Source organism: Streptosporangium sp. NPDC050855 (assembly GCF_044456585.1).
GTDB lineage: Bacteria > Actinomycetota > Actinomycetes > Streptosporangiales > Streptosporangiaceae > Streptosporangium > Streptosporangium longisporum.
This window is the reverse complement of the sequence record NZ_JBITFY010000002.1, coordinates 89,003-106,886: the sequence shown is the minus strand read 5'-3', so window position 1 is coordinate 106,886 and position 17,884 is coordinate 89,003. Positions and strand designations below refer to the sequence as shown.

Annotated in this window: 15 protein-coding genes, 1 tRNA gene and 1 pseudogene; 7 read left to right on the top strand and 10 right to left on the bottom strand. The window is 71.9% G+C overall.

The annotated features are described in order from the left end of the window. Positions 1–79: 79 nt before the first annotated feature. Positions 80–931, bottom strand: a complete 852-nt coding sequence (locus ACIBCT_RS05600; protein WP_399186197.1) for an AAA family ATPase — start codon at positions 929–931, stop codon at positions 80–82. Positions 932–1,032: 101 nt separating this feature from the next. Here ACIBCT_RS05600 and ACIBCT_RS05595 point away from each other — a divergent pair. Further along, positions 1,033–1,106 (top strand) — tRNA-Lys (locus tag ACIBCT_RS05595). 52 nt (positions 1,107–1,158) lie between these two features. Here ACIBCT_RS05595 and ACIBCT_RS05590 read toward each other — a convergent pair. Both ACIBCT_RS05590 and ACIBCT_RS05585 read right to left on the bottom strand, forming a co-directional pair. Then, complete coding sequence (locus tag ACIBCT_RS05590; protein WP_399186196.1) at positions 1,159–1,992, bottom strand: sugar phosphate isomerase/epimerase family protein; 834 nt, start codon at positions 1,990–1,992, stop codon at positions 1,159–1,161. 277 nt (positions 1,993–2,269) lie between these two features. Beyond that, complete coding sequence (locus tag ACIBCT_RS05585) at positions 2,270–3,841, bottom strand: S1 family peptidase (protein ID WP_399186195.1); 1,572 nt, start codon at positions 3,839–3,841, stop codon at positions 2,270–2,272. 384 nt (positions 3,842–4,225) lie between these two features. Here ACIBCT_RS05585 and ACIBCT_RS05580 point away from each other — a divergent pair, with 384 nt between their 5' ends. Beyond that, positions 4,226–6,523 (top strand): catalase, encoded by a 2,298-nt coding sequence (locus ACIBCT_RS05580; protein ID WP_399186194.1) that lies wholly within the window; start codon positions 4,226–4,228, stop codon positions 6,521–6,523. Positions 6,524–6,677: 154 nt separating this feature from the next. Here the strand turns inward: ACIBCT_RS05580 and ACIBCT_RS05575 are convergent, their stop codons facing one another. From ACIBCT_RS05575 to ACIBCT_RS05565, 3 genes are all read right to left on the bottom strand, one after another. Continuing rightward, positions 6,678–8,210 carry a S1 family peptidase gene (locus ACIBCT_RS05575; protein ID WP_399186193.1) on the bottom strand — a complete coding sequence of 511 codons (1,533 nt, stop codon included), beginning with the start codon at positions 8,208–8,210 and terminating at the stop codon, positions 6,678–6,680. 230 nt (positions 8,211–8,440) lie between these two features. Next, positions 8,441–10,012: a S1 family peptidase gene (locus ACIBCT_RS05570; RefSeq protein WP_399186192.1), complete on the bottom strand. Its 1,572-nt coding sequence runs from the start codon at positions 10,010–10,012 to the stop codon at positions 8,441–8,443. A 142-nt stretch (positions 10,013–10,154) separates the two neighbouring features. After that, a complete protein-coding gene (locus ACIBCT_RS05565) occupies positions 10,155–10,538 on the bottom strand; it encodes a hypothetical protein (RefSeq protein ID WP_399186191.1) in 384 nt (127 codons plus the stop codon). 356 nt (positions 10,539–10,894) lie between these two features. Here ACIBCT_RS05565 and ACIBCT_RS05560 point away from each other — a divergent pair, with 356 nt between their 5' ends. Continuing rightward, positions 10,895–11,371 (top strand): DUF5994 family protein, encoded by a 477-nt coding sequence (locus ACIBCT_RS05560; RefSeq protein WP_399186190.1) that lies wholly within the window; start codon positions 10,895–10,897, stop codon positions 11,369–11,371. Between the two features lie 96 nt (positions 11,372–11,467). On the opposite strand, the gene ACIBCT_RS05555 is transcribed toward ACIBCT_RS05560, so the two are convergent. Beyond that, positions 11,468–12,754, bottom strand: a complete 1,287-nt coding sequence (locus tag ACIBCT_RS05555) for a hydroxyacid-oxoacid transhydrogenase (RefSeq protein ID WP_399186189.1) — start codon at positions 12,752–12,754, stop codon at positions 11,468–11,470. 106 nt (positions 12,755–12,860) lie between these two features. After that, positions 12,861–13,229, bottom strand: coding sequence for a hypothetical protein (locus ACIBCT_RS05550; RefSeq protein ID WP_399186681.1), 369 nt, complete (start codon positions 13,227–13,229; stop codon positions 12,861–12,863). Here ACIBCT_RS05550 and ACIBCT_RS05545 point away from each other — a divergent pair. Next, complete coding sequence (locus tag ACIBCT_RS05545; protein WP_399186680.1) at positions 13,207–13,752, top strand: hypothetical protein; 546 nt, start codon at positions 13,207–13,209, stop codon at positions 13,750–13,752. The genes ACIBCT_RS05550 and ACIBCT_RS05545 overlap by 23 nt on opposite strands. A 163-nt stretch (positions 13,753–13,915) precedes the next feature. Here ACIBCT_RS05545 and ACIBCT_RS05540 read toward each other — a convergent pair. After that, positions 13,916–14,365, bottom strand: a pseudogene (locus ACIBCT_RS05540) (ATP-binding protein); the annotation flags it as partial. Between the two features lie 78 nt (positions 14,366–14,443). Here ACIBCT_RS05540 and ACIBCT_RS05535 point away from each other — a divergent pair. The 3 genes from ACIBCT_RS05535 (at position 14,444) to ACIBCT_RS05525 (ending at position 15,358) form a co-directional block, all read left to right on the top strand. After that, positions 14,444–14,620 (top strand): DUF397 domain-containing protein, encoded by a 177-nt coding sequence (locus ACIBCT_RS05535; RefSeq protein WP_399186660.1) that lies wholly within the window; start codon positions 14,444–14,446, stop codon positions 14,618–14,620. Positions 14,621–14,686: 66 nt separating this feature from the next. Continuing rightward, entirely contained in the window at positions 14,687–14,857 is a 171-nt protein-coding gene (locus ACIBCT_RS05530; protein WP_399186188.1) for a hypothetical protein, read from the top strand. Between the two features lie 36 nt (positions 14,858–14,893). After that, positions 14,894–15,358 carry an NUDIX domain-containing protein gene (locus ACIBCT_RS05525; RefSeq protein WP_399186187.1) on the top strand — a complete coding sequence of 155 codons (465 nt, stop codon included), beginning with the start codon at positions 14,894–14,896 and terminating at the stop codon, positions 15,356–15,358. 149 nt (positions 15,359–15,507) lie between these two features. Here the strand turns inward: ACIBCT_RS05525 and ACIBCT_RS05520 are convergent, their stop codons facing one another. After that, on the bottom strand, positions 15,508–17,634 hold the full coding sequence (locus ACIBCT_RS05520) for a hypothetical protein (RefSeq protein ID WP_399186186.1): 2,127 nt from the start codon (positions 17,632–17,634) through the stop codon (positions 15,508–15,510). Positions 17,635–17,884: the final 250 nt, after the last annotated feature.

The window sequence follows — 17,884 nt, the reverse complement described above, 5'->3', positions numbered from 1 at the left end:
CCCGTCCCCGGCCTCGTCCGAGGTCCCGGCTCCGTCCCCGTTCCCGCTTCCACCCGAGGTCCGGGTCCCGGTCCGAGGGTCACAGCGCGAGTTCCTTGCGCGCCCGGGTCTGGTCGGAGGCGTGCTTGAGCACGACGCCCAGGGTGGCCCCGATCGCCTCCTCGTCCAGCTCGGTCCTGCCGAGGGCGAGCAGGGTGTTGGCCCAGTCGATCGTCTCGGCGATCGAGGGCGCCTTCTTCAGCTCCAGGGTGCGCAGGGTGGCGACCGTGCGGGCGAGCTGCTCGGCCAGGCTCGCCTCGATCGAGGGCACCCGGGCCAGCACGATGTCCCGCTCGCGCTCCGGCGTCGGATACTCCAGGTGCAGGTAGAGGCAGCGCCGCTTGAGCGCCTCGGACAGCTCCCGGGTGGCGTTGGAGCTCAGCACCACGTACGGCCTGCGCACGGCGGTGATCGTGCCGAGTTCGGGGATGGTGACCTGGTAGTCCGACAGGATCTCCAGCAGCAGCCCCTCGACCTCCACGTCGGCCTTGTCGATCTCGTCGATCAGCAGGACCACCGGCGTCTCGGACCGGATCGCGGCGAGCAGCGGCCGTTCCAGCAGGAACTCCTCGGTGAAGATGTCGTCGTGGGTGGAGTCCCAGTCCTCGCCCTGCCCGGCCTGGATGCGCAGGAGCTGCTTCTTGTAGTTCCACTCGTACAGCGCCCTGGCCTCGTCCAGGCCCTCGTAGCACTGCAGCCTGACCAGCCGCGCGCCGGTGGTCTCGACCACGGCCTTGGCGAGCTGGGTCTTGCCCACCCCCGCGGGCCCCTCGGCGAGGAGTGGCTTGCCGAGCGCGCCCGCCAGGAACACCGAGGTCGAGATGGAGTCGTCGGAGAGGTAGTCGACGGCACCGAGCCGCTCACCGGCGTCGGAGGGCGAGGCGAACCACATGTGAGCTCCCAGTACAGGACCGAATTTTGTTCTAGCTTAGCGGGTGATCGTCCCGGATTTCGAAGCCCTGCCCGATGTGCGCTATCCTTCAAGGGCTTCACGCGCCGCTAGCTCAGTTGGTTAGAGCAGCTGACTCTTAATCAGCGGGTCCGGGGTTCGAGTCCCTGGCGGCGCACCTCGACGACACGGGCACCCCGGCCTCAGGCCGGGGTGCCCGTGTCGTCTCCTCAGGCCGGACGGCCCGCGTCGTCTCCCGCGGAGACGTCCAGCAGGTAGCGCCGCAGGGTCGCCGCCTCCCGCGACAGCACCGCGGGATCGTCGCCCGGGACGAACTCCAGGGACGTGTCGATCCGCCGTCCCGTCGCCGCGACCGTGGCCAGGGCGCGGCGCCACAGCGCCTCCCGGTGCTCCAGCGGCCACCGCTCCCGCGGCGTCGGCCACCAGCTGAACACGTGCACCCCGTCCACCCGGTCCAGTACGGCCTCCAGCCCCGCCAGGGCCTGCTCGTCCGGCATCCCGTTCGGCGGCTGCCAGTAGGTCCGCAGGCCCGGGACCTCGTCCAGCATCGACCGGGCCGAGACGATCTCGTCGGTGAGGGTGCCGTCGTGGAACTCGGTGGCGACGGTGATGCCGGTCCCGCCGTCCGTCGTCGTCTCCGCCGCGCTGTCGACGCACCGTCTCAGGCCGTCCACGATCCGGCGGCGCCCGGCCGCGTCCACGGCCGCCGAGGCTGTGTTCCCGGCCCAGACCCTGATGCGCGGGGCGCCGAGCGCGCGCGCCGCGCCGAGGACCTGCCGCCACACGCGCCGGTCCTCCTCCGGGTCGGTGACGACGCCCGCCCGGTAGTAGGAGCCCAGGGCCGACACCTCCAGGCCCGCGGCCCTGGTCGCCTCGGCCACGCGCCGCGCCTCGGCCTCGTCGCCCAGCGGGACGTGCGCGTCCTGGCCCCACTCGACGCGGTCGAGCCCGGCACCGGCGGCCAGCTCGACGATCCGGTCCGCGCTCAGCGGCCGGTAGGTGACACTGCACATCCCCGACGTCAGGAACGGCACCCGTCTCATCGCATCCCGCCTCTCGCGACCCGGCTCCGTGCTCCCGGACCGGCCCTGTCCCGTCGGGTCCCGCCGCGCGGGTTCCCGTTCCGCGGGACGCCGGCCCGGCGGGCACCGCTCACCGTATCCCGCCGCACCGGGCGCGGAACGACGGGACCCCGGGGGGACGACCTGCCCGGGACGCTCGAGCAGGTCGTCCCCCGGACCCCGGAGACGGACCCCGGAGACGGACCCCAGAGACGGGGGCCGGAAGGCGGGGGCCGGAAGGCGGGGGCCGGAAGACGGGTCAGGGGGCGTTGAACCCCAGCGTGTAGGCACCCGAACCGGCCGTGGCGGTCACCTTGTAGCGGTAGCGGCCCGCCGTGCCGGTGTAGCCGATCTTCTCGTCGGGACCGGCGCCGCCGGAGGTGGCCACGGTCGTCCAGGTTCTGCCGACCAGCTTCTGCAGGTACAGGTCGAGGTCGGAGCCGGGGGGACCGTCCAGGCAGCCGGCGTGAGGTCCGGTGACCCTCGTCGTGTAGTGGACGTTCCTCGGCTGGTAGGCGGACTCCCCGGCTTTCACGGTTCCGTCGTAGGTGCTGGAGTAGCCGGTGCAGGTGCCGGTGGTCGGCGGCGGGGGGTTGCCCGCGGTCGTCCTCAGCTCCAGGCCGTAGGCGGACAGGACCTCAAGGATCGGCTGGAAGTAGGTGACGCCGCCCAGGTTGCAGTCGCCCGAGCCGCCCGAGGCGATGCCCTGGGCCTGGTCGGCGGAGATGAACGCCCCGCCCGAGTCGCCGCCCTCGGCGCAGACGGTGGTGCGCGTCAGCCCGAAGACGGTGCCCTGGGGGTAGGTGACGCTGGCGTCGCGCTGCTGGATGAGACCGCAGTGGAAGTCGGTGGTGGAGCCGGCCCGGCAGACCGAGGCTCCCTCGATGGCGACCTTGGCCCCGGCGACCGGCACCGTGCCGCCCTGGCCGTTGTCCACCGCGGGCGTGGCCGTCCAGGCGGAGTTGACGCTGACCCAGGCGTAGTCGTCGCCGGGGAAGTCCGACGCCTGGAAGACGCCCTGGGCGACGCGGTTGAAGCCGGTGGTGACCGCCCCCTTCACCCCGCAATGGCCCGCGGTGACGAACCCGGCCCGGGTGTCCTTCAGGACGGAGAAGGCGATCGAGCAGCGGCGGGTGACGCCGATGTAGTAGGCGTTGCCGCCGACCAGGTCGAACAGCGGCAGTGGAACCTCGGTGGAGGGCAGCACCAGCACCGCGCCGGTGTCGATGCCGGTGCCCTCGATGACGGTCTCGGCCTCGTCGGGGCGCGGGGTCAGCACGACCACCCTGTTGCCCCGGACGTCGACGTAGCGGACGCTGGAGACCAGCGGTTTGGGTGGGAGAGTGGCGTCGACTCTCTCCTTGACGGTCTTGAGGACCGTCAACGACCTGGTGACCACGTCGGCCTGGGCGCCCGCGGCGAGGATCACCGGGATGTCGGCGGCGCTGGTGGTGGCCACCACCAGCGTGTGCGCGCTGTTGCCGCGCAGCCACGCGCCGGCGAAGCGGGGACCGAGCACCTTGCCCAGCCGTTCCGCGACCGGGGTGAGGCGGGCCTCGTTCAGCAGCCGGGCCTGGGCCTGCTCGGCGTTCAGGCCGAGATCGCGCTGCAGGGCCTCCAGCATGCCCGGCGGTGGTGCGACGCCCCGGCCGGTCCGGGCGGCCGGTGTCCAGGTCGCGCCCTCCGTCCCCGGCGAGACCGATGTCCCCGGTACGGTGGCCGCCCTGCCGGCGGAGCCGGTCGTCCGATGGTCGGCGACCGCGGGAACGGCGGCCAGGGCGAGCGCGACGATCGCCAGGACGCATCCCGCCATGGTGCGGCTGCGAGACATGGGCCTTCTCCTCGACCTCTGCGTGCGGAGTCTTCGAGGGGATTCGCCCCATGTCGTCGGCGGACCACATGACACGGACACCGCCACCCTAGATCATCGGACGGGGACCGGGCCGGTGAAGGCGGCGCGCCACGCGGGCGCCGATGTCCCGCAGGTCCGCACACCCCGCGCCACCCGTACCTCGTCCGGCCCGGCCCTGGAGGGCGGCGCACGACACGCCGCATCCGGCCAGGTCACGGGAATCGAGGGTCTGATCGAGGGTATGGCGTAGCGCTGCGCCGGTCGGGGTCTCCCGTCCCGGCGCGCGGATCTGCTTCTACCCGAACGCGATTCTCGGTCGCGGTGGCGGTCCCCCGCACCGCGGCCGGAGGGGATGGATGGACGATGGAAGAGTCCCACCCGGTGAAGGAAACGGTTCACAAGGTGATCGACACGGTGGTCGGCGCCGTGTCCGGCGACGAGCACGCCGGAGAGATCCCCGGCCGGCCGGGCAGCGAGCCGCCGTCGCTCCAGGAGCCGACCGAGCCCCGCCCGCCCCTGCCGCCCAAGCCCGACCAGAGCGCGCCGGACGTGTTCAGCGCCACGGGGCGGCCCGTCGACGAGCCGCGGACGACGCGCTCCCAGAGCGGGGAGTACCTGACGACGGCCCAGGGCCTGCGGCTGCCGGACAGCGACCACTCGCTCAAGGCCGGCCCCCGGGGCCCGGTGCTGCTGCAGGACCACCACCTGCGCGAGAAGATCATGCATTTCGACCACGAGCGCATCCCCGAGCGCGTCGTGCACGCCCGCGGCGCCGCCGCGCACGGCGTCTTCCGCGGGTACGGCACCGCCTCGACGGTGACCCGGGCGGCGTTCCTCGCCGAGGGCGTCGAGACGCCGGTCTTCGTGCGCTTCTCCACCGTGCTGGGCTCGCGCGGGTCGGCCGACACGGTACGCGACACGCGAGGGTTCGCCACGAAGTTCTACACCTCCGAGGGCGTCTTCGACCTGGTCGCCAACAACATCCCGGTGTTCTTCGTCCAGGACGCCATCAAGTTCCCCGACGTCGTCCACGCGGCCAAGCCGCACCCGGACCGTGAGATCCCCCAGGCACAGAGCGCGCACGACACGTTCTGGGACTTCGTCTCCCTGCACACCGAGGCCACCCACCACACGCTGTGGAACATGTCCGACCGCGGCATCCCCCGCTCGTACCGGACGATGGAGGGCTTCGGCGTCCACACCTTCCGGCTGGTCGACGCCGCCGGGGAGACGACGCTGGTGAAGTTCCACTGGAAGCCCAAGGCCGGGGTGCACTCGCTCGTGTGGGAGGAGGCGCAGATCATCAACGGCGTGGACCCGGACTTCCACCGGCGCGACCTCGCCGACGCCATCGAGGCCGGCGCGTACCCGCAGTGGGAGCTGGGCATCCAGGTCTTCCCCGACACCCCCGAGCAGACCTTCGAGGGCATCGACCTGCTGGACCCGACGAAGATCGTGCCCGAGGAGCTGGCCCCGGTGCAGCCGATCGGCCTGCTCACCCTCAACGCCAACCCGACGAACTTCTTCGCCGAGACCGAGCAGGTCGCCTTCCACCCCGGCCACCTGGTGCCGGGCATCGACGTCACCGACGACCCGCTGCTGGCCGGGCGGCTCTTCTCCTACCTCGACACCCAGCTCACCCGGCTGGGCGGCCCCAACTTCGGGCAGATCCCGATCAACCGGACGCACGCCCCGGTCAACGACATGCTGCGCGACGGCTTCCACCAGACGGCCGTGCACGCCGGGGTCGCGCCCTACAAGCCCAACTCGCTGGACGGCGGCTGCCCCTTCTTCGCCGGGAGCCAGGAGGGCGGGTACGCGGAGACGCCCGTCCAGGTGCCCGCGGCGCGGAAGGTGCGCGAGGCCCCGGCGTCGTTCGACGACCACTTCGGCCAGCCTCGCCTGTTCTGGCTGAGCCTGACCCCGACCGAGCGCGAGCACGTCATCGCCGCGTACACCTTCGAGCTCGGCAAGGTCTACGAGCAGGCGATCAAGGAGCGCACCCTGAAGGTGCTCGCCCGGATCGACCCGTACCTGTGCGAGCAGGTGGCGCAGGGACTGGGCCTGCCGGTCCCGGAGCCGTCGGGCCCGCTGCCGTCCCCCATGCCCAGCCCCGCCCTGTCGCAGCTCGGGAAGGCCTGGCCGGTCACCGGACGGATCATCGGCATCGTCGTCGGCCCGGACGGTGACCTGGACGCGGTCCGCACCGTCCGGCAGGCCGTCCTGGACGGTGGCATGGTGCCGCTGGTGATCGCCCCGGTGGGCGGCACGCTCGCCGCGGACGGCGGCACTCCCGTCACCGTGCAGCGCACGTTCGCCACCGCCCGGTCGGTCGAGTTCGACGCGCTGCTGCTCGCCGGTACGCCCGCGCCCGGCGCGGACGCCTACGGCGCGCGGGACGCCAAGGCCGGGAACGGCACGCCGGCGGGGGCGCCCGTCGATCCGCGGGTGCTGCTGATGCTCGGCGAGGCGTTCCGGCACGCCAAGCCGATCGGCGGCTGGGGCGACGCCGGACCGGCGCTCACCGCGGCCGGGGTCGACCCCGTGGCGCCCGGCGTGGTCGTGGGCGGCAGCGGAGAGGCCGTTCTGGCGGAGGTCGTCCGGCTGCTCGCGGAGCACCGGATCTGGGACCGCTTCCCCGCCGCGGCCGGTGTCGTCTGACCCGGCCCGACGAGGCCGCGGTGTGACGGATCCCGTGACCGGGCCGCGGTGTGACGGATCTCGTGACCGGGATGCGGTGTGACGACGAGGGCCCCGGCCCTGTCCCTCGCGGGCGGAGCCGGGGCCCTCGGTCGTGGAGAGCTCGCGGAACGGGTCAGGGAGCCGTGAACCCCACGGTGTACGCGCCGGCACCGGTCGCGCTGACCACCCGGTAGCGGTAGAAACCGGGGGTGCCGGTGTAGGCGAGCCTCTCGTCCGGGCCGGGACCGTCGGAAGAGGCGACGACCTGCCAGGCGGAGCCCGTCCACTTCTGCAGGTACAGGTCGAAGTCCGCACCGGTGGGACCGTCCAGGCAGCCGGAGTGAACCCCGGTGACCTTCGCCGGGTAGTAGGCGTTCCTCGGCAGGTAGGCGGACTGGCGGACGATCAGGGTGCCGGTGGGGGTGCTGGCGTACCCGGTGCAGCCGGCCGCGGCCGGCGGCGCGGGCGGGGTGGTGCCACCACCGCCACCGGCAGCGGTGGTCGTCAGGGCCAGGCCGTAGGTGGTGAGGATCTCGGCGATCGGCTGGAAGTAGGTGACGCCTCCCGAGGCGCAGTCGCCCGATCCCCCGGAGGTGACGCCCTGGGCCTGGTCGATGGCGATGAACGAGCCGCCCGAGTCGCCGGGCTCGGCGCAGACGCTGGTACGGGTCAGCTCCAGGACGGCGCCCTGGGGGTAGGTGACGCTGGCGTCGCGCTGCTGGATGAGGCCGCAGTGCCATTCGGTGGTGGAGCCCGACCGGCAGACCGAGGCTCCCTCGATGGCGATCCTGGCCCCGGCGACGGGCACCGTACCGCCCTGGCCGTTGTCCACCGCGGGTTTGGCCGCCCAGTTGTTGTTGACCGCGACCCAGGCGTAGTCGTTGCCGGGAAAGGACGACCCCTGGAACACCCCCTGGGCCAGGCGGTTGAAGCCGGTGGTGGCCGCGCCCTGTCCGCCGCAGTGGCCTGCGGTGACGAAGCCGGTCTGGACCCCCTTGGTGACCGAGAAACCGACCGAACAGCGGCTGGCGGTGCCGACGTAGTAAGCGGTGCCGCCGACCAGGTCGTACAACGGCTGCGGTGCCTCGCTGGAGGCCAGCACGACCACCGCGTTCTGCTCCACGTCGGAGGCCTGCACGAAGTTCTCGGCGACCTGGGGTTCGGTGGTCAGCACGACCACCTTGTTCCGCTTGACGTCGACGTAACGCACGCTGGAGACCGCCGGTCTCGGCGGCAGGGTGGCGTCGAGCTTCGCCTTGATCGCGGAGAGTTCCGCCAGTGACCGGGGGACGACCTCGGCCTGCGCGCCAGCGGCGACGATCTGGGGGATGTCGGTGGCCCTGGTGCTGGCCACCACCAGGGTGCTCGCCGTCTTGGTCCGCAGCCAGGCACCGCCGAAACGGGCGCCGAGATTCCTGCTCAACTGCTCCGCGATCGGCATCAGCCTGATCTCGTTGACCAGCCGGGCCTCGGCCTCGGCCCGGGTCAGACCCAGGTCACGCTGCAGGGTCCCCAGCATGCCCGGTGGCGGCTTCATCGCTTTCGCGGCCGTCGGAAGAGGCGACGGGCTCACCGTCCGGCCGTTCGCGCCGGCCGGGACGGTGGCCAGGGTGAGCGCGGATATCGCCAGGACGCACCCGGCGGTGACGGCGTGTCTGCGGGACATTGGGTCTCTCCTCGACCTCGGCTTCCAGAGCTGAGGGGGGAGATCACCGCATGTCACCGACCGGCCGGATCATGCGGGCAACGTCACCCTAATGCAGTCGTCGCCGGTCAAGACCCTAGAGGCCACGCGCCACGCGGGGAGATTTCATGACGTGTCGACCTGAACGGGTTCGGTGAGGCTAGGAACTCAGAGTCGGCTCAGGAGCGGTTCAGAGGCGGCTCAGAGTCGGCTCAGGGAGCGGTGAACGCCAGGGCGTAGACGCCGGAGCCGGCCGTGGCGGTCACCCGGAAGCGGTACCGGCCCGGTGTACCGGTGTAGGCGATCTTCTTGTTCGGGCCGGGACCGTCGGAGGAGGCGACGACCCGCCAGGTGGAGCCGTTCCATCGCAGCAGCTCCAGATCGAAGTCCGCGCCGGTGGGACCGTTCAGGCAGCCGGAGTGGAGCCCGCCCTTCCTGGCCCGGTAGTAGACGCCCCTCGGCTGGAGGGCGGACTGGCCGACGGCCAGGGTGTCCTGGTAGGTCGTGAGATACCCGACGCAGGCGTCCGGATTCACGGGGGCCCGGGTGGGGGCGGTGGTGGTCTTCAGGGTCAGGCCGTAGGTGGTGAGGATCTCGGTGATCGGCTGGAAGTAGGTGACGCCGCCGGCGCCGCAGTCGCCCGAGCCCCCGGAGGTGACGCCCTGGGCCTGGTCGATGGCGATGAACGAGCCGCCCGAGTCGCCGGGCTCGGCGCAGACGCTGGTGCGGGTCAGCCCGAAGACGGTGCCCTGGGGGTAGGTGACGCTGGCGTCGCGCTGCTGGATGAGGCCGCAGTGGAAGTCGCTGGTGGAACCGGACCGGCAGACCGAGGCTCCCTCGATGGCGGCCCTGGCCCCGGTGACGGGCAGGGTGGCGCCCGCCCCGTTGTCGACGGCCGCGATGGCCGTCCAGCCCGGATTGGCCGCGACCCAGGCGTGGTCGTCGAGGGGAAAGCTGGACGCCTGGAAGACTCCCTGGGCGACACGGTTGAAGCCGCTGGTGGCCGCGCCCTTCTTGCCGCAGTGGCCTGCGGTGACGAAGCCGGTCTGGACCCCCTTGGTGACCGAGAAACCGATCGAGCAGCGGCTGGCGACGCCGACGTAGTAGGCGGCGCCGCCGACCAGCTCGTACAGCGGTTGCGGCGCCTCGTTGGAGGGCAGCACGACCACCGCGTTCTGCTCCACGTCGGAGGCCTGCACGAAGTTCTGGGCGACCTGGGGTTCGGTGGTCAGCACGACCACCTTGTTCCGCTTGACGTCGATGTAGCGCACGCTGGAGACCAGCGGTCTCGGCGGCAGCGTGACGTCGAGCTTCGCCTTGATCGCGGAGAGTTGCGTCAGCGACCGGGGGACGATCTCGGCCTGCGCGCCCGCGGCGACGATGGCCGGAATGTCGGCCGCGCTGGTGGACGACACCACCAGCGTGTTCGCGGTCTTGGCCCGAAGCCAGGCGCCGCCGAAGCGGGTACCGAGCATCCTCGTCATCTTCTCCACGATCGGCGCGAGGCGCGTCTCGTTGAGCAACCGCTCCTCGGCCTGTTCCGCGGTCAGTCCCAGGTCACGCTGAAGGGCCTCCAGCATGCCCGGTGGTGCCACGACCGCCGCTCGCACCCCCTCCGTACCCGTCACCCTCTCCGTCCCCGTCGCGCCCGGTGCTCGCGACAGGGGTGATGCGGAATCGGCGGGGGCGTCCGGCCGGTGGTCGGCGCCCGCCGGGACGGCGGCCAGGGCGAGAGCGGTGATCGTCAGGACGCATCCCGTGGCGACGACGTGCTTGCGGGACATGTGGTCTCTCCTCGATCTCGGCTTCCGGAGCGTTCGAGGGGAGATCGCCTTGTGTCGCCGGCGGATGTGCGATGCGGGCGCCACCACCCTAAATCAGCTGACACCGGCCAGGGGAGGAAAGCCGCTCGCCACGCCGACGCGGTCAGCGCACCGGGGTGAGCCTCAGCACCGCCTTGCCCTTGGAGAGCGACACCACCCGCACGCTGATGCCGTTGACCGTGCCCGAGCCCCCGGTACCGAACACCGCCTGCGAGGTCACGCCAGGGCCGGTGGCCTTCACCCGTACGAGACGCGAGGTGAAGGAGATGGACAGCCGGGTCACGCCGAACCGCGGGCTGACCCGGAACCTCGCGGTCTTCGACAGGGTGAGCCTGCACCTCCCGTCGTAGCAGGCGCGCAGGTTCGGAGCGGCCGCCTGCGCGCTCACCCGTACCCGCTCCGGGGACGCCTGCGGCGTGCCGCCGGCCGCCGTCCCACCGGACAGGAGGGAGGCGAGCACCAGGAGGGCGGCGGTGGTCTGGGCCATGATCTTCCTCTCGTCGTTCTCCGCGCGTCACGGCCCGGCGACCGTGTCGCCGCCCGGACTCCGCGGAGGTCGTACGTCGGCATGGAACCTGTTGAACCCGGCGGAATCCCTAGAGACCGCCCTTTGCTCACCTTCTAATGATTTTTCCTGTTTTTCTAGATATGTCTTGGTGCATTCCCAGCTTTTCGGCATCTGTCGTATATCGGTCGTCGTAGGGGCGCCATCACCTCGGAACCGGGACACGGCGGGGTAGGGTGGAGAGACCAAGGACATCTCGCGCGCCGGCATTCAGGCCGGCGTCGCCCAAGGCGATAGGCAACCCCGGTTCCCACGGGACCGAGACGGGCCGGCCGATCATGGCGCCGAAGCGCTCTCCTCTCCACACGCTCCTCAACGCCGTCGCGGGCATCGACCACGGGACCGCCCCGGAGACCGCCCCCGCGACCACCACGAGCGCCACGCCCGACGCCGCCTCACCGGCCCGCGTCAGCCTGGCCCCCGCCCTCGGCCGCGAGGGTGCCGTGGACGGGGCCTGGTGGCCGCGCTCCAGGGACGCCGCCGCGGAACTGCCCGGTCTCATCGCGGACATCGACCGCAGGCTGGACCGGCCCGTCCTGCGGGTGGGCCTTCCGCTGGACTCCTGGGACGACATCCCGCACCGCATCGCCGCCCCCGGCCGTCAGGTCAAGATCGGCTGGTTCCGCCACATGGACGCCCACGTGGTCACCCTGATCGGCGCGAACATGGAACCCGTCAACCTGCGGGTGATCCCGCCGGACACCGAGGAGGGCGCGGCCGGCGAGGCGCTGACCGCGGCCGCCGCCGGATCCTGACCCCGACCGGTCCCACGCGTTCCCCGGTCCGGCCCGGTCTCCGTCCGGCCCGCGCCTCCGGCCCTGCCCGCCTCCGGAGCCTGACCCGCCGTTCCCTCACCAGAGCGTGAGGGAACGCCGCAGGATGCCGGTGACGTCCTCCTCGGTGACCGGCCGGGGCGCGGTGGTAAGCAACCGCTGCTGCCTCATCGCCCCCTCCGCCAGTGCCGGGACGTCCGCCTCGGTGTAGCCGACACCGCCCACGCCGTTGGGCAGGCCGACGTCCCGCATCAGTCTCGTCAGCACGGCCGGCAGGAACTCCGCCGGGTCGTCCGGCCTGACGGCCGACGGGTCGAGCAGCTCGGCCGCGCGCAGGTGCCGTTCCGGCCGCGCCTCGAAGGTGAACCTGAACGCCTCCGGGGCGGTCAGCGCCACGGCCATGCCGTGCGGCACCATCGGCTCACCGGCCGGGTATCCCGAGGGGTGGAAGTCCCTGACGCGCCCGGCGATCGGGTAGGCGTTGGCGTGCGGGATGTGCACCCCCGCGTTGCCGAACCCCAGCCCTGCGAAGGTCGCCGCCAGCGCCATCCGTGCCCTCGCGTCCACGTCATCCCCGTCGCGTACGGCCGCTCTGAAGGAGTGCGCGAGCAACTGCAGGGCGCGTTCGGACCACATGTCGGCCACCGGGTTCGAACCGCAGTACGGCACCCGCTCCTCGGGACGTTTGCGCTCGTAGGAGGTGTAGGGCCGGGCCGTGTAGCTCTCCAGGGCGTGGCAGAGGATGTCCATCCCGGAGGCCGCGGTGACCTCGGGGGGCTGGGACATCGTCAGGTCGGGATCGACGACCGCCAGGACCGGGCGGAGCCGGGCGTGGCTGATACCGGTCTTGACCTTCAGGTCGAGCACGTCGAGCACGCAGATCGTGGTGCTCTCCGCGCCGGTGCCGGTGGTCGTGGGCACCGCCACCAGCGGCTTGAGCGGCCGGGAGGGTGCCAGCCCGCCGCCCACCGGGGCGTTGACGTAGTCCATCAGCTCACCGGGATTGGTGACGAGCAGGTTGACCGCCTTGGCCGTGTCGATGCTCGACCCGCCCCCGACGGCGACGAAGGCGTCCCAGGGACCGGAGGCGCGGGCGTGCTCGACGGCCGCGAGCAGGCTCTCGTCCGTCGGCTCGACGCGTACGCCGTCGTACACCGACGCCTCCATGCCGAAGCCCTCGATCTGTTCGGCGATCCGCGCCGGTGCCCCGGTCTCCGCCACCCCGGGGTCGGTGACGACGAGGACGCGGCGGACGCCGTACTGCCCGAGATCGAAGCCGATCTCGGCCGAGGCGCCCGGCCCGAACTTCAGGGCGGGGGCGCCGTAGGTGAAGACGGACTCGGGATTGCCCGGAGCGGTGTACACGCCCGGCTCCTCTCGCTGGTCCTGCCGATGTCACGGGCGACGACCGCCTCGGGTGTGCCCGCCGCTCACGGTCGGCGGCAGCCTCGGCGCACGCCCGCCGCTCACGTCAGCGAGGGTACTTCGTGCTCCTCCGCCCACCGACGCCGGATCCCGGTACGAGCCGGCCGAGCGGGACCGGCGGCGTCCGGCCGTCCGTCGGCGTCCAGCGCGACGGCAAGAGGAACGCAAACGGATCGCAAGTCACGGTCCCTAGCATCGCCGTCATGACGAGAAGAACGATCACACTTGCCGCGGCCGTCGCCGCCGGTGCGCTCACGATGACGACCCAGCTCCCCGCGACCGCGTCCGCGACCACCACGACCGGATCCACCGCGTCCGCGACCTCCGCGTCCGGGTCCACCACGTCCGGGTCCACCACGTCCGGATCCACCACGTCCGGGTCCATCGCGACCGTGACCTCCGCGTCCGCGATCACCGCGTTCCCGTCCGCGACCTCGGCCACCGCGCTGCTGCGCCTGCGCGGCGGGCTGACCCTGGAGATCCCGGCCTCATGGCGGGTGTACGGGACAGCCGACCGGGTCCGGGTGGTGACCGGAGCCTGCGCGCGTCCCGGCGGCGACTTCTTCCAGCCCCGATGCGACAGCTTCTGGGTCATGGGACCCAAGGCGCTGAAGAACGGGGGAGAGGGACTGCGGCGCTACGACCCCACCCAGGGACCGTTCTTCCCGGCGGGCGACGTACCGCCCTGCCCGGCCGACCCCAGGTACGGTCATGTCATCGGCAAGGCGACCACGGTCGGCTATCGAAGCGTCGGCGCCGGGCACAGGGCGCACTACCGGGTGTGGCCGGGCCGGTGCATCACGTACAACGGCGCCGTGCAGAAGTCGACCTTCGCACAGCGCGAGTGGTACCTGCCGACGTCGAAGATCCTCGTCGTCGACAAGTGGTCCACCCCCGGGCTGGACAGGATCCTGAAGAACGCCGTCTGGGCCCGCTGACCGCGCGTTTCGGAGAACACCGGGACCCGCGTGTTCTGGAGAGCACCGCGACCCGCGCGTCTCGGAGAACACAGCCCGGGGCCGCCGACCCGCGTATCTTGGAGAACGCCGCCCAGACTCGCTGACCTGCGGCGCGCCACCCCGTCACCCGGAACCAGACCGACCCGCCCCTCTCGTCACGGTACGACCCCCACCCGGCCGCGACCGCCTCCACCAGCCACAGCCCCCGCCCGCCGTCGTCGTCCGTCCCCGGGACGCGCACGGCGGGCGCGCTCGTGTCCGATCCCTCGTCGGTGACCTCCACGTGGACCGTCCCGGGAAGGCGGGCCACGTACACCGTCACCCTCCCGTCCGCCCCGCGCCCGGAGTCGGAGTGGGTCACCGCGTTCGTGGCCGGCTCGCTGAGCAGGAGCAGCTCGTCGTCGAGCACCGGGGCCGTGAGCCGCCCGGCCAGCAGGCCGCGCGCCCAGGCCCGCACCTCCGGCACGGCCGCCACCCTGCCTGGGAAGACCCCCGCCACGCGTTGCACGACCCGTTCGCACGGTACGGCCCGTCCGTTTTGTACGCCCCGTCCGCGCGGCACGTCCCCGGCAGGGCGTTCCCGTCCTGACATCCGGGCCTTTCCCGAGGCGGCTCCTCCTCCGCCCTCACGCGGCCACCGCCGACATGACGACGTCGGCCGCGTGTCGGCCTGCGGCGCTCCTCCGGCAACGGAGGACAGTGCGTCGAAGTTGCCACCAATGTGCCCGATCTGGTGGTCGTTCGTGATGGTAAGGACCGTGAAGGTCCCAACCTGCTCTTTCTCCTCGCCCAGGGGCGAGCTTTCATCGGTGAAGTCAAGGTGGGCCGTTTCGACGATCTGGCCTGACCATCCTCAATGGAGCGAGCACGCTGAAGGTGATGCGTGAAGCGACGGGAGCGCTAACCTCGGCAGGTGACCGACCTCCAGCACCTCGTCGATGACGCCGGCCGCGACGGAATCCAGAAACTCGTGGTCGGCGAACACGAGTCGTACCGGTGGATCACGCCCGACGAGTTGCCCGGCTCCGGCCTTACCGGCGAGACCGCCCAGGTCGTCTACGACTGGGCCGCGACTCGTCGCTGATCGAAGATGCCTCCGGCCTCCGCCTCGGCTCGTGGGATGGGACTCATCGTGAAGAACATGATCGCCCGGCTCTGGAGACTCACCAACGGCTCGCTCCAGTGGCGCGTCCTCTGGTTCCGCAACGCCAAGTTCATGGTCGGAGTGACCGGGATAGTGCGCGACAGGGACGGCAGAGTTCTTCTTCTGAGGCATCGTTTCTGGCCCGAAGGCGGGCAGTGGGGGCTTCCGACCGGATACGCCAAGGCGTCGGAGACCTTCGAGGACACGGTCCGTCGCGAAGTGCTGGAGGAGACCGGGCTGACGGTGCGCGTCGGCGGGATCGCCCATCTGAAGAGCGGCTACAGGCTGCGTGCGGAGGTGGCCTACGAGGCCGAGTTCGCCGGTGGCACGATCGAGATCGACGACTTCGAGATCCTGGAGGCAGGATGGTTCGCACCGGACGACCTGCCGGAAGGCATCCAGGAGGGACACCGCCTCCTCATCCACCGTGAACGGACGTAGCTCCCTGCTCACCCGATGCCCGGCCCGACAGGCCCGGCCCGACAGGCCCGGCCCGACAGGCCCGGATCGCCGGACCGGCCGCCGAGCGGGCCTTGCCGGTGCCCGGCGGGCCGAGAAAGCTCACGCCGTCCCTCCCGTGAGTCGCGCATTCAGTGCGGCGGCGGGTCGGAGTGTCGACGGTCGCCGGCGAGGGTGGCTCGGAGCCGATCGTGTTTGAACTGGTATCTGGCCCCGGCGGTGCGCAGCACATGACGTCGGCGGGCGTCTTCGAGGAACCGCATCCCACGCAGAGGGAACAGCCCGCGCATCCGGAGCTGGGCGAAGAGCAGGCCGGTGCGCCAGATGTCGGAGATCGCCGCGACGGAACCGAGGGCGATCATGACGCCGAACCCGGTGGCGGTGACGATCCCGGCCGCCAGGCCGTGGGTACGGCCGTTCTGGAAGCCCAGCGCCAGGCCGATGGGGATCGCGGCGCTGCACGCCACCAGCAGGGCGCGCCGGCGGTCCAGGCGCCGGCGCATGCCGGGGGTGGGCGGGGTGTCGATGTCGGCGATCGGGCGGGCCACGCTGACCATGAGCCCGAACCCGAAGGCGGCGATCAGCCCGGCGAACGTTCCGTGCAACGGCGTCTTGCTCACGCCGTAGGCCAGCCCGATCGGCCCCCCGATGGTCGCGGCGGCCAGCAGATCGACGCCGCCCGGACGCAGCCTGCCCCACCGGGAGCCGGTGCTGGACGTGGGGCGGACGCGGGTGGCCGCGTGCCCGGCGGCGGCCGCCGCGACGATCCCGGCGGCCAGGCCGCAGGAGTAGGTGCTCTGGTTGCCCACGGCCATGGTCACCACCATGAAGATCGCCGATCCGACCGCGGTGTTGAACACCGAGCGCGGCCGTCGGCGCAGCAGGCGGGCGAGCCGCCCGCCGAAGACGGTGCCGAGCCTGTCCGTCCAGTCGGGAGGAGGATCGCGCAGTTCGGAGACCAGACCGGCCAGCAACCCGAAACACCCGCCCATGAGGGCGCCGTACCACACGCCGAAAGCCGCTCCGGTGTCACCGGCGACCGTGTACCGCCCGATCGGGCCGAACACCACGGCGCCGATCCCGCTCATCAACAGCGTCCCGGCAAGGGCGTTGATCAGGCAGCGCTCCCACATCGGTGCCCAGTGGTGCATCCGCCACCATGCCAGGTCACCGCGGCCCATCCGGGTGGCCAGAAAGCCGAGCCACCTGCGGGCCTGCTCCGCCGAAGGGCCGGGCCGGTGGGGCGGGTAGGCGGTGGGAACGACGCGGTCGAGCAGGTGGTCCTCGGCCTGCTCGCGCGTGGTGAAGCGACCTGGCCGGAGCAGGTCGGCGGCGGCGTGCGGGTCCTCGCGCAGGAGGGTGAGGGTCAGCGGCGTGTCCAGTGCCCGGCTGACCGGGTCGTCGGGGTGCTGCCGGAGCCGGTCGATCAGCCGGCTCACGGGATCGCCGTGGGGAGGTGGGTCCGGCCGGTGGTCCTGCAGATATCCGATCGCCTGCTCGCCCGTGACCGGCAGGAGCTCCACCGCCGCGGCGCCGTGCAGCGGCCTGGTCTCGGCCTGTACGGCGGCGGTGAAGTCGTCGGTGCGGGCCAGCACCAGCAGCCGGAAGGAACGGCGCCGGCGGTTGATGTGCTGCAACGCCTGTACCTGGCGGGATCGGTCCATCTCGTCGAAGCCGTCCAGGAGCAGCGAGACCATGCCGTGGCGAACCAGCTCGCCCGCCGCGTCCGGGCCGTATTCGGGCGAGGCGAGGAAGGTGTAGGCGGTGGCGAGCTGCCGGGCGAACCAGTCGTCGAGACCGTGGCGTCGGGGATCCCAGTCGCAGGCGTTCAGCAGCACCGGGACCGGCGTTCTCATGGCCTGCGGAAGGGGCAGGCGGACCCGGTGATCCAGTGCCTCCAGCAGTAACAGGATGGCTGTCGCGCTCTTGCCGGTGCCGCGGTGACCCATGACGACGATGCGGCCTGAGCCCAGCCCCGCGTACAGGTCGAACAACCCGGCGAGCCCACCGCCCTCGACCGCCTGTGCCGTCGCCTGCCGGGTGCCGGGCAGCGGCATGAAGCGGGGACGCTGCGGATCGTCCAGAGCCACCCGCAACCGGCTGGCGACGGGCCGGGAGGTTCTCACCCAGCGCGGTGGGATCGGCGGCGGGTTGTCCAGTCCGCGATCGGCCGCCTCCTCCTCCCACTGCGCCCGCAGCTTTCTCGCCAGCGCGTTGGCCGCCCTGGCCAGCCGGACGCGAACCTCGCCCTCAGCCACCGTCCCCGAAAGAAGAATGTCGTCCGGATCCGAGCAGCGTCGCTCCTGAATGAGGGGTGGGGGAAAGGCCGCCGTTTCCGGACGCCTTTCCTGTGGCAGGCCGGGTTCGAACTCCTCCCTCGTATCGCGTGCTGGGTCTGCCGTTTCATCTCTTCTGTCGGGTATCTGCTCAGAGATGCCGTGCGCGCCGGTGCTGCGAATGGGGGCGTTGACGGTGTCGTACGCCCTGGCTTCGGCGGGCACGGCCCTT